Origin of the sequence: Desulfobacter sp. UBA2225 (assembly GCF_002348205.1) — a bacterium.
In the GTDB taxonomy this organism is placed as follows: domain Bacteria; phylum Desulfobacterota; class Desulfobacteria; order Desulfobacterales; family Desulfobacteraceae; genus Desulfobacter; species Desulfobacter postgatei.
In genome coordinates this window covers 1-11,519 of sequence record NZ_DDYV01000069.1, presented here as the reverse complement: position 1 = coordinate 11,519, position 11,519 = coordinate 1, and the positions used below count along the sequence as shown (strand labels likewise).

Below are 11,519 nucleotides of genomic sequence, written 5' to 3'. Positions count from 1 at the left end.
CACCGTGCCGGCCTATTTCAACGATAAACAGAAACATGCCACAAGAACGGCGGCGGCCCTGGCCGGCATTAAAGTTCAACGACTGCTTTCCGAACCTACAGCGGCGGCAATTTCCTTTGGGGTGGACCAGGTGAATGAAGATGATGCCAGGACGATTCTGGTATTTGATTTTGGTGGCGGCACCTTTGACCTCTCTGTTCTTACGATCAGTGGCGGGCAATTTATAGAGCAGGGCAAAGGCGGTAATATGTGGCTCGGCGGAGAGGATATTGACCGGAAACTGGAAGAGTATGTTTTACAGGAAACCGCCCGTGAATATGAAATTGATGATATTGCCGCAATGATAGCTGGGCAGGATCCCGGTGTGAAAAACCGTTTCCTGGGAGAACTCAAAGCTGCTGTTGAACAGGCAAAAATCAAGCTTAGCCATGAGCCGGAAGTCTATATCGAACTTCTGGGCCTGCTCAAGGATGCCGACGGGGACCTTTTGGATGTGGATGTTACGCTGACCCGGGAAACCTTCGAAGCGTTGATCCGGCCTGAGGTGGAAAATACCCTGACCCTGGTTAAAAAGTTGCTCGATGATATTTATTTCTCGCCGGATCTTATCGACAATGTGCTGATGGTGGGCGGCAGTTCAAAAATTCCATGTATTATCAAGGCAATGGAAGATATGTTCGGCAAGGAAAAAGTGATGCTCCATGACCGGCCCATGCTGGCTGTTGCCGAGGGCGCCGCGATTTTAAGCCACCGCCTTGCCGATAATTACGAGTGTCAGGGGTGCGGGGGCATTGTCGGGCAGTCGGACACCATTTGCAGCCATTGTGGATTTGACCTTGAACGGCATACCATAGACCAGGGTGTATTCAACATTGTTCATGCTGCAGCCCATGACTACTATGTTGCCCTTGACAATGGAGAGAAATACCTGTTTGTGGAAAAAAATACCCCTTTGCCCTGCGAACAGGAGGAAGTCTTCAGGCTTGTGGACGCCTATCAGCAATTGATTCATATGAAATTTTTCAATATTGTCAATGAAGCAGAGGAATCCATTGGCGACTTCTGGCTGAGCATTGATGCGGAGGACATCAGGGAGTACCGGTCCAACTCGGATGACAAGGAATCTGATACGCCTTTCAGTATCTCGGTGAAGCTGAAAATAGATGAAAACAATATTGTCGAGGTTTCAGGTGCTTTGACACAGCTTCCGGACGTTGGCTTAAGTAAAACCCTGTCCAGGGGCAAGGCAGACGAAAAGCTGTTTATGGAACTTGAAACCATGATTGATAAAGCCAATGCAGATGAATCCGATACTTATGCCGTGGAGGAGTTGACCGCCAGAAGTGCGGATATCGTAAAGGATATCCACAATGTTCTCCATCCAACCACCGGAGAGGTTATCGACACGGTTTACACCCTGGCAAAGATGAAGATCGACAAGGCAAAACAGCTGTTTGAAGAGAATATACTCTGCTATTCGATGATTTATTACGCCGAAAGTGTACTTGAGGAATTTCCATGGGTTTTGACTGATAAACAGCGTTCACAACTGGTAAAAAAGATTGCGTACCTGAAAACAATGAACCGGACAGGCACCTATGAGCAGAACCTTGCCGCCTTTGACGATCTGGACGAGTTTCTTGAAACGTTCCCCTTAATCAATATGCTGATGGATATAAACAAGGCAGGCGAACTGTGTGAAATCCATGATCCCAAAAAGGCCGCGTCTTTTTATAATTCAATCGTAACCCTCATGAAAGCGGTGAGCAACACAAATATCGAACTGGTAACCAAGACTGTGGATAAAATTATGCCCGAAGCCTTCGAGATCATCCGCAAATACGACAGCAAAACCGGTATCGTTCAAAAAGGTGTTGTCAGGTAAATGGCTGTTACGGTCACCTGTCCGGTATGCCATTTTACCAACATTCCGGAAGATCGTGACACCTGCCCCCAATGTGATGCGGACCTGGTCTGTTTCCGGCTTCTGGAGGCCCTTTCCGAGATCCCGGCCGAGGCGGCCGTGGTTCTGCCGGAGGCTTCAGAACAAAATACTACCCAAACCCCTGGTGGGAAAAAATACCGGATTCCGGGTATTATGTGGCCGACCGCCTTGCTTCTGGTTTTGCTGGTGCTGGGTTTCGGGTATGCTATTAGCCGGTTCGGTATTATGGCCGGGAGGGTGAAACAAATGCAGTCAAGCATTACAAAAATGGCGGCAATGGCGGCGGATGACCGCGCCGTGATCCGGGAAACCGGCCAATCGGTTCGGGAATTGCGGCAGGCATCCGCAGGGGCACTGGAAACGATTAAAAAAATGCACGAGATGTTAAGCACTGGGATCTCCCAAACAGCCGACTGTCCGGAAACCGGGCCGGTTGCGCCGGAGGTCTCTCCACCACCGTCCCCCCCGGTCTGTTTCAGGCAATACCAGGCAAAGGATTCAGACACCCTTTGGGGAATATCCCGTGCCCTTTACGGTTCAGGCAGATTTTACCCGGTTTTGATGGAACATAATCCGGATCTGGCAATATATGACATCAGCAGCAGGGATCGCCTGCGCTACCTTTGTGACAAAAAGGCTGTTTTGCAGGTTTACGGGGAGATCACCGGAACCGTACATGGAAAACGGTATTGGAAATATAAAATCAGGCCCGGGGATACCCGCGGTTCCGTCATCAGGCAATACTGTTCACATGGAACCGACTGCCTTGTTAAAGAGATCCCCTTTAAGCCGGGGATGACCATCGGGATATATCTGGAGTAACCATGGCTAAAAAACGAAACTCAATCGACGTTATTTTGAAACGGGCGGAAAAACTGTTTGAAACAGGAAATTACCTGTTGGCGGAAAAAGAATTCAAAAAAGCAAAGCATAAAGATAACAGCCCGGAAATAGAAGAGAAGCTGGCCATATGTCTTAAACACACCCAGGGCCTTAAGGGCGAAGAATGGGTAAAAAAAGCGCAGAAAGCAGAAAGCAGAAATGATCTATCCGGTGCTCTCTCCTGTTTCAAGGAGGCCGAAGCCCTGTTACACGAAGCCTGGCTTACGGATAAGATTCGTGACCTTGAACAAAGCCTTTTGGGTGGTGAAATGGTTGCCAGGGCCGAAACCGCAGTCAGGAATAAGGATTATCAGGCTGCAGCCGATCTTTATGCAACACTTGGGCAAATTCACAAGAAGGAAATCTACCTGTCCGACAGTGCAGTCTGCCTTGTAAAAGGAAACATGTTTGATCAGGCCATTGAACTCTTCACGTCGTTGAAGAGCCTGGATGATGCGGCACACTATCATTTTGGTTATGCCCTGGCAAAGCAGGGCAGATATACAGACGCCCTGAGCCAGTGGGAGATGATTGATTCCGGTGATGCGGCCTTTATTGCGCAACAGCATCAGGTGCTGGATCTTGCCGTTAAACAGCTTAACGCGTCCATGAATGCCGGGTCTGATATCAACGGGATATTGGCAGATGCGGGCAGGCTTTTGGACGGCAAGTCTGTCCATGGCAATGACCGATTGGTCAAAGGGCTTGGGGTGCTTTCGGATTGCTGTCGGCTCTCCCTGGCCAGGCCCCTGTGGGAAACAGGCGATTATGGCGCGGTGGCAACCCTTTTGGAGTCTATGATTTTCAAGCAAGATCCCGCCATAATCGTTTTAAGTGCCCTCACATACTACCATCTGGCTGAAACACAGGCAGAATATACCCGACCTATGGCTGATTATTGGCTGACAGCCGTTTATTCAAGCGACCTGGCCAAGGCTGTGGGGGATGACCCCGGAAAACTGGACAAGGTTCGGCAACGTTTGATTCGTATGGCTGAAAATAGAATCAACACCATGGCCGGGTCTGAAGATTTAAACGGTGCCGTCGCAACGCATTTTGATATGGACAAGTCACTGATGGCCGATCTTTTGGCCATCTCCGGGGACCTGCAGGAAAGCCATTCTGTTCCATGGATCAGCACCCCCTGTTTTTTAAAACGCTACGGCCTTTCTGACGCCGTTCTGGCAATGATTCGGGAGAACAGGGATTATTTCAGGGATGAGGAGCATTACCTTTCGACCGGTGCCTGTTATTCCCGGATCGGGGAAAGTTTTTATGCATTGAAAACCGGCAGTGCCAAGGAGGCGTTTAACCGTCTTGAATCAATGGATGCCGCAGATTCGACTGATGAGTTCACAAATTATGCCCGGGGGCTTATTCGCTTTGAATATGGAAAATTTGTCCTGGAAAATGGTGAAAAGAATTTTCTCGACTACTTTGCCTCAGCAGCCGATCTCTTTGAAACCGTGCCTGGTGTTGAAAAAAAATTTTCACAGGAAATGATGCAATATGATGGCCCGCACCTGTTTGAATATGAATTGCTATTGGGTTTTTTATATAAGCTGAGGCCCTCCGGGCCGATATCCGAAGCATATTCCTTTTTTATGGGCCAGGCAGCCGTTGAGAAGTTTAACAGGGGAAAAATAAACAATAAACAGTGCCTTGTTGCCCTTGAAAAAGCCCTTGATGTAGATCCGGGCAATGAATATGTCATTGATCTCAAGGAGCAGATCGCCATTGTCCTGGAAATAGATGCCCTTTACAGTGCCATGAATAAAAGAAAGATGGGCAAGGCTGTGGCACTCGCCACAAAATCCCCTTTCCCTGAACTCAGGGACAAGTTTTTTGAGTTTATCGAACAGATGATGGAACAGGTCGAAGAGAGTGGACTGGAAAAACATTACCACATAGCGGAATTGAATGATCTGCGCAATTCCTGCATGGCGGTTGACCCGCTCCATCCCATCACTGACACCCTTGAAATGAAAATTCACCTGCTGGGAGATTGAAAACAGATGAACCCTTATGCTGTGCTGGGCATTGATAAAGATGCCTCAAACAAAGAGATCATCCAGGCGGCTGCCTTGGGGATGCGGCAAAGGCGTCATGACGCCAAAACCATTGCCCAGGCCCAGAAAAAATTGCTTGACCCGGTTTCCAGGGCCTGTCGGGCATTTATCCATTTTTTTGATTTTGAGGACGCCAAAAAACGGTTGGAACGGGAGTTGGATGAAATTTTAACCGCTTACGACAACACCGAAGGGGATGATGGATTTGGTGCCCCTTGCCTTGGAATCTTTGACGGCCACCATGGGCAGTGAAAAAGAACGGTTAAAAAAGAAACTCATTGATTTCCAGCAGCAAATCGCCGGTTTGAAACTGGAACTTGCTGCCCAGGCCGAGGATCGGCAAAAACGGGAAAACGAGTTTTTTACGGGCCTTCTTGACATCATGGATGCCTTTGAATCAATTGAAGGTAATCTTGAATTAAAAAAAGAGAGCATGGACAAACCGGCAAGAATGCTTGGGAAAAATATCTGCGCCATCCACAAAAAGCTTTCCAGGTTCTTTCAATCCGAAGGGGTCGCCCCCATAGCCTTTCAGGACGGAAAAGCGGTCATGGCGCAATGCAAGGTGCTTGAGACAAGGGCGGACCCCGGCCGGGAAGAGGGCTCCTTAGTTGAGATCGTTAAAAAAGGCTATCTCAATACCCGGGACGGCACGATCCTGCGGAAGGCCGAAGTGATTACCATCCGCAATGATATTATAGAGAGATAAATATGTTTATTGAATTATTGCGTAAAAATGGTCATGGTGCAGACACGCGTTTATATGATCGGGTGAGTTACGTTAGTTACGAAAAATTTTGATGTTCTATTTTAGCAGGATAAAAGGGTATGGAAAGATATTTGCTGGTTATTGTGTTGGGGACTGTCGGGGGGCTTTTGGCACAGCGCTTTAATGTACCTGGCGGTGCTGTTGTCGGGGCCATGCTGTTCTCTGGGATGACGGTTCTGTTTTTACCCAAGGGGATTTTTTTGCCGTCATCTGTGCGCACCGGCATACAAATCATTTTGGGCATCACCCTTGGGGTCTCCGTTGACCGGTCTCTTTTGACTCTGGGGGTCAAAATAATGCCCATGGCAATTTTGAGCACCATTGTTCTGTTGACGGTGGCCGTGTGCATGGCATTTATAGCCAACAAGATTGGGCTGGTGGATTTTGGTACGGCCCTATTCGGTTTTTCTCCGGGGGGAATGACAGGCATGGCCATTTTAGCCCAATCCGAAAATCATAACGGTTCTGTTGTGGCATTTTTTCATCTGGTGAGAATATTCACCCTTTTTCTGGTTATTCCGCTGCTGGTAAAGGCGGTGGTGTATTTACAGCACAAGGGAATTCTCTAATTTTTATCAGCCGCCGCTTTTTTTTCTTCTAACTCCTCCCAGCGTGAATAAAGGGATTGGACCAGGGCCTGGGCCTGCTCAAGTTTCTGGCAGGTCTCTGCCAGAAGGGCCGGGCTCTGGATGACGTCAGGATGCTGGAGCTGTTCGGAAAGATCCTCAACACCCTGTTCTGCATCCAGAATCTTTTCCTCTATATGTTCCAGTTCATATTTGTCTTTAAAGGAAAATAACAGCTTTTTGGCCGGGGCCGGTCTAGTGGCTTCCTTTTTGGTTTTTTCCTCCACAGGCTTCTCGGGTTTGTCCAGCGCAGTCCTGGCCTTGAGAATCTGGCCGAAATCGTTGTAAAACTTGGGCGTTTCACTATTGTCAAGGTAGAGCATGCGATGACATACCCGGTCCATGAGATACCTGTCATGGGAGACGATGATCACGGCGCCTTCAAACTCTTTGATGGAGGTCTCCAACACTTCAAGGGAGAGGATGTCAAGATCATTGGTTGGTTCGTCTAAAAGCAGCAAATCACAGGGCTGCCGCATCATATCAGCCAGAACGATTCTTGCCTTTTCTCCGCCGGAAAGCCGTCCCACGGGCATGTCCAGCTGGTCAGGCATGAAAAGAAATCGTTTGGCCCAGGAGACCACATGAATGGGGCGGCCCTTGTAGTTTATTGAATCTCCGCCGGCCGGATTCAGGGCATCCCGCAGGGTCATTTCCGGGTCCAGATAGGTGCGTTCCTGGTGGTAGACGGCTGTTTTAAGGTTTTCCGCCCATTTAACGGTTCCCTGGTCCGGTGCCATGCTTTGTTCGATCAGGGAGAGGAAGGTGGATTTGCCGGAGCCGTTGTCCCCGACAATGCCAAGGCAGAAACCAGGCCCCAGTTCAAAGGTGATACCTGAAAACAGCAGTTTGCCCCCAAAGCTTTTGGTAAGGTTATGCACCCTGAGCAGTTTTCTGGTCTGTCGCCCCGTTCCGGAAAAATCGATCTCCATCCGTGCGGTCTGCCGGTTTCTGGTCTTGACTTCGGACAGTTCTTTGCGAAGTTCCTCTGCCTGGTCGATCCTGTATTTGGCCTTGGTGGTTCTGGCTTTGGCTCCCTGGCGCAGCCACTGGTCTTCCCTGCGCATTTTTGATGCCAGGGAGGACTGCTTTTTTGCCTGGGCTTCCAGGTATTTGTCGCGTTCTTGTTCAAATGTGTGATAGTTGCCCTGGATTTTGAAAACGCCGCCCTGGTAGTACCGCGCAATTTCCATGGTATGGGAGCAGACGGTTTCAAGAAATGCCCGGTCATGGGAGACTGCCGCAAAAGAAAACCGCGCGGTTAACAGCATCTGCTCAAGCCATAAAATTCCGGCAATGTCCAGGTGATTGGTGGGCTCATCCAGCAACAGCAGATTCGGTTCCAGGCAAAAAGCCCGGGTGATGGCAAGGCGCTTGCGCCAGCCGCCTGACAGCTCTTTTGTCTTTATGGCGGCATCGGTAAAACCACCTAACCCCAAGGCCCTGTTCACCCTGCGGTGGCGCTCTTTTTCCTGCAGATCCAGGGATGCCAGAGTGTTGAACAAAACCTGCTCAATGGAAAGTTCCGGGTCAAATTCATCTTCCTGGGCAAGATAGACCACGCATTGGCCGGGCTGGACACTGAGTTCGCCTTCGTCCGGGTTGCTCAGACCGCAGATGATTTTTAAAAGGGTTGACTTGCCGGACCCGTTCATCCCGATCAGGCCAAGTTTTTCTCCGGGTTTTACATCAAAGCTTAACCCTGTGAATAAGGTGTCGTCACCATATGCTTTGCACAGTTCTTTTACAGATACTAAAACCGTCATCAGGATCTCTCCTCATAGGCCTGGGATGGTCTGAGATGGCGGAACACCCGGATCATTTTAATCATGAACACCAGGGCTAAGGTCAGGCTGATCAGAATGATAAAACTTGCGGCAAAAAAGGTCATGATAAAGCTGAACGGATCATTTAAACCATAAGCGCTCCGGATAAGGTCTACACCGAAAACCAAGAAAAAAAGAGAGATTAAAATGCATAACACCTGAATTGTCCACCACATATATTTCATTTGATATCCTTACAAATTAAAAGGTTTCCCTGCCAAAGGGGGTATTCCTGAAAATATGAAGCAGTTTATAATTCATTGGAAGTCTCCTTGGGCTCATGAACAGGGAGTCATTGTATATTGGTCTGCATGATCAGTTCCCTGCGGTACAGATCAAGGATTCGTGCTTTGGAAATCATCCCGGAAAATCTGTGGTGATCCACCACCGGGATGTGATCAAGGTTAAAGGTCTCCATGAATTCGAGCACATCATGGAGATTATCGTCAAAGGATGCCGTCACCATATCCCTATCCATGATCTGGTTAAGAAAAATCATGTCATAAAAGGCCGGATCCAGGGCGTATTTCCTGATACTTGACACGCGGACCATGCCCATGTAGTTGCCGGTCTCATCTGATATAACCGGGTAATGGTCGCGGTCTGAATTGCGGATTATATCGATAAATGCTCTGAAAACCATATTTTCCGATACAGGCGTGTAGCTGGTGTCTATAATTTCGTTTAAACTTAAATCGGACAAAATTCTTGCGTCCGTTCCGGGCCGCATGAATTCTCCGCGTTCAATAAGGTCTTTAAAATAAAAGGAAGAAGGTTCAATAATATAGCTTAATGTAGAGGAAATGGAAGAAACCAGCAGCAAGAGCAAAACGGCCTCGTAGCCGCCGGTAATTTCTGCAATCAGAAAAATACTGGTCAATGGCGCCTGCATAACCCCGGCCATGATACCGGTCATACCTAAAGGGGCATAAGCGCCTTCTGAGGTTACTGCGGCATTGGGGAAAACAAAGATCATGGCTTTGTGAAACACTACCCCGGTAAGGCTGCCGATAACCAGGCAGGGCGCAAAAATACCGCCGGAACCTCCCCAGCCAAGGGTCATGGATGTGACAAATATCTTCAGAAAAAGACCGACGAATACGAGCCAGAATGTCATGGGAAAAGTGCCGCTCACCATTTCCATGATCGGATGATACCCCTCACCCAGAACCATGGGCATGAAAATTCCTATGGTACCCACTGTGCAGCCGCCGATCATGGCCCGAAGCCAGGGAGATACAGGTGTTCGTTTGGCCAAAGCACCGACTTTTCTGAGCGTACATGTAAAGATCACGGATATCAATGCGGTAAACAGGGCCAGCCCGATGCTGCCCAGGATATCTCCCGTAAAAAAACTGAAGGGGTGATGCTGGAAAAGCTCTTTTGCAGGGATGATGGCTTCACTGATCTGTGCGCCGGCTACAGCCGCAATGGTAATTGGGATGATATTGACAAATTTCCACTCCCCAAGAATAATCTCAACGGAAAAAATGAGTCCGGCTACAGGGGCGTGAAAGATGGATGCAATGGCGCCTGCCGTGCCGCAACCGACCAATGTCATGCGCTGCCGGTCATTCAGGTCCAAAAATTTAGCAATATTGGAGCCTATGGCAGACCCGCTCATGACAACCGGGGCCTCAGGACCTGCAAGCCCGCCGCTGGCAATGGTTAAAAAACTGGATATAAGCCTGGAAAAGGTGGAGCGAAGCCTTAAAAGGCCTCCCCGTCTGGATACGGCATATATGACTTCGGGCACGCCATGGCCTGCACCTTCCCGCACAACCTTGTCAAGAAATAAAAATGAGAGCATGGCACCGATGCCCGGCAGAATAAATGCCCAGGCATACTGGCGGTACGGGGCAAGATATTCAAGAACCGATGCCAGGGACAGTCTTAATGCCACGGCTGCAAGACCTGCAAAAATACCGACAATTGCGCCGGCAGTCATCAGCACCAGCCGGTCATCAAAAAGAAAAAACTTTGCATAAAAAATGTTATAGAGTTGTTTAATTGTGCGCATGGTGAGTCCGGGTAATTGCTTACATCTTGTCGGCTAGGTGAAGGGCATCAATTTTTTCAATCAACTCGGATTGTTCCGGGCAGGTTTTTAAAAATTCACTGAACTGCGTGTTCCGTAAATACAAAGCAAGAGAGGAGAGCAGATGAAGGTGAAACTTCAATTCTGGAAACAGGATAAAAAACAGGGTAGATACAGGCTTCTTGTCCAATGCATGATAATCCACGGGGTTTTTAAGGAAGCAGGCTGAGACCATAGGTTGTTCGAGATATTCAAGGGGCGTTCTTGGATGGGGAATGGCAATGCCGCCGCCGATCCCTGTGGATAGCGCTTCTTCTCTTTGAACAAGCTGCTGGACAAGGTCCGTTTTAAACTCATCCGGAATCGCCTCAATTTGTTCAACGCATGCGTTGATTACGGACGGCACATCAGACCCTGTGTCAATATCATGATACACGCCGCCGGTTTCAAGAGCAGTGGATAAAGAGACCCCCACTTTGGTTTCAGGTCCCTGGGCCGGGCGGGGCTCCAGGTTAAGGGCAATATGGTTTTTTTCAGCCCAATTTTTCAAATCCCTGGCATGAAAGCTGTAGGTTCTTCCCTTTTTGGACACAGGCAATTTTCCCTGACGGATCCACCGCTCTATGGTTGTACGGGATACCCCTATAGATTTGCATAACTCAGATATTAGAATTTCCATTTTTTCCTGACGCCGCTTGCTATATAATCAACCTCATTTTAAATATTGGTAAATTATATAAACCAAACCAGCCGGAATAACAACCCCGCTCAGCGTAATCGCATGTGACTTGCCTGCAGTTTAAGGGCCATGGAAACAATTGAGGGTCTACCCCCAGAGATTGCAGTGGTCTGAAATCCGGAACCTAAGCAGTTATAGGCGTGTTGTGTATAGGACCAGCCTTTGTTTTTCAGAAGCTTGATGGCCAAGATTATGAATAATAGTTCCGGGGCTAAATTCCATATTGTGAACATTTTGATATTGATGTAGTCCACAGTGGGAATTTGAATTGCCCCCACAATACTTCTGCTATTAAATACTTTTTTTAAATAGGCCTAAACGTGAAATAATACAAAGTCCACACTTAACGTTGAGTTAAGCGGCTGCCGAGCAGCCCAAAAAAACCTCCGACGGTTGATGCCCGTCTTCAACTCATTTGTTGGACGAACCCGATCCATCGGGTGAGTTTTGCACGACGCCTCCCCTTGGGTAAAAGCCCCGAAGCCCTCTCTGTCCGCCCGTCAGGGCTTCGTCCAATTGAGATGCTGGACGAAGTCAGCACCGCGATTCACGGCGGCGGAGCCGCCGTGAACGTTGCGGTCACTGGCCGCGAGAAACGAGCGGTCCTGTGCACTGCATGGTTAAC

Annotated in this window: 10 protein-coding genes; 6 read left to right on the top strand and 4 right to left on the bottom strand. The window is 48.7% G+C overall.

The window, feature by feature from the left end:
* From B3D59_RS03810 to B3D59_RS03785, 6 genes are all read left to right on the top strand, one after another.
* Positions 1-1,885: Hsp70 family protein (locus tag B3D59_RS03810; protein ID WP_286817791.1), on the top strand; the 1,885-nt coding region annotated here is incomplete at its 5' end.
* On the top strand, positions 1,886-2,767 hold the full coding sequence (locus B3D59_RS03805) for a LysM peptidoglycan-binding domain-containing protein (RefSeq protein WP_286817790.1): 882 nt from the start codon (positions 1,886-1,888) through the stop codon (positions 2,765-2,767). It begins immediately after the preceding gene.
* Between the two features lie 2 nt (positions 2,768-2,769).
* On the top strand, positions 2,770-4,836 hold the full coding sequence (locus B3D59_RS03800) for a tetratricopeptide repeat protein (RefSeq protein ID WP_286817789.1): 2,067 nt from the start codon (positions 2,770-2,772) through the stop codon (positions 4,834-4,836).
* 6 nt (positions 4,837-4,842) lie between these two features.
* A complete protein-coding gene (locus tag B3D59_RS03795; RefSeq protein ID WP_286817788.1) occupies positions 4,843-5,148 on the top strand; it encodes a hypothetical protein in 306 nt (101 codons plus the stop codon).
* Positions 5,105-5,605 (top strand): nucleotide exchange factor GrpE, encoded by a 501-nt coding sequence (gene grpE, locus B3D59_RS03790; protein WP_286817792.1) that lies wholly within the window; start codon positions 5,105-5,107, stop codon positions 5,603-5,605. The genes B3D59_RS03795 and grpE overlap by 44 nt, the downstream gene beginning before the upstream one ends.
* Positions 5,606-5,724: 119 nt before the next feature.
* The gene (locus B3D59_RS03785) at positions 5,725-6,234 is read left to right on the top strand and encodes an AbrB family transcriptional regulator (protein WP_286817787.1); all 510 of its coding nucleotides are present in this window, start codon (positions 5,725-5,727) and stop codon (positions 6,232-6,234) included.
* Here B3D59_RS03785 and B3D59_RS03780 read toward each other — a convergent pair.
* The 4 genes from B3D59_RS03780 to B3D59_RS03765 all read right to left on the bottom strand — a co-directional run bounded on the left by B3D59_RS03780 (position 6,231) and on the right by B3D59_RS03765 (position 10,834).
* Complete coding sequence (locus B3D59_RS03780) at positions 6,231-8,057, bottom strand: ABC-F family ATP-binding cassette domain-containing protein (protein WP_286817786.1); 1,827 nt, start codon at positions 8,055-8,057, stop codon at positions 6,231-6,233. The genes B3D59_RS03785 and B3D59_RS03780 overlap by 4 nt on opposite strands.
* Complete coding sequence (locus B3D59_RS03775) at positions 8,057-8,302, bottom strand: hypothetical protein (protein ID WP_286817784.1); 246 nt, start codon at positions 8,300-8,302, stop codon at positions 8,057-8,059. Before B3D59_RS03775 ends, B3D59_RS03780 begins: the two co-directional genes overlap by 1 nt.
* 107 nt (positions 8,303-8,409) lie before the next feature.
* Positions 8,410-10,137, bottom strand: a complete 1,728-nt coding sequence (locus B3D59_RS03770) for a chloride channel protein (RefSeq protein WP_286817783.1) — start codon at positions 10,135-10,137, stop codon at positions 8,410-8,412.
* Positions 10,138-10,156: 19 nt separating this feature from the next.
* The gene (locus B3D59_RS03765; protein ID WP_286817782.1) at positions 10,157-10,834 is read right to left on the bottom strand and encodes a PTS sugar transporter subunit IIA; all 678 of its coding nucleotides are present in this window, start codon (positions 10,832-10,834) and stop codon (positions 10,157-10,159) included.
* Positions 10,835-11,519 lie beyond the last annotated feature (685 nt).

Bases quoted from the DNA above. Each gene is read 5' to 3' on its own strand.
- B3D59_RS03775 (WP_286817784.1), bottom strand. From the start codon at position 8,302: ATGAAATATATGTGGTGGACAATTCAGGTGTTATGCATTTTAATCTCT.
- B3D59_RS03780 (WP_286817786.1), bottom strand. From the start codon at position 8,057: ATGACGGTTTTAGTATCTGTAAAAGAACTGTGCAAAGCATATGGTGAC.
- B3D59_RS03795 (WP_286817788.1), top strand. From the start codon at position 4,843: ATGAACCCTTATGCTGTGCTGGGCATTGATAAAGATGCCTCAAACAAA.
- B3D59_RS03785 (WP_286817787.1), top strand. From the start codon at position 5,725: ATGGAAAGATATTTGCTGGTTATTGTGTTGGGGACTGTCGGGGGGCTT.
- B3D59_RS03805 (WP_286817790.1), top strand. From the start codon at position 1,886: ATGGCTGTTACGGTCACCTGTCCGGTATGCCATTTTACCAACATTCCG.
- B3D59_RS03800 (WP_286817789.1), top strand. From the start codon at position 2,770: ATGGCTAAAAAACGAAACTCAATCGACGTTATTTTGAAACGGGCGGAA.
- B3D59_RS03765 (WP_286817782.1), bottom strand. From the start codon at position 10,834: ATGGAAATTCTAATATCTGAGTTATGCAAATCTATAGGGGTATCCCGT.
- B3D59_RS03770 (WP_286817783.1), bottom strand. From the start codon at position 10,137: ATGCGCACAATTAAACAACTCTATAACATTTTTTATGCAAAGTTTTTT.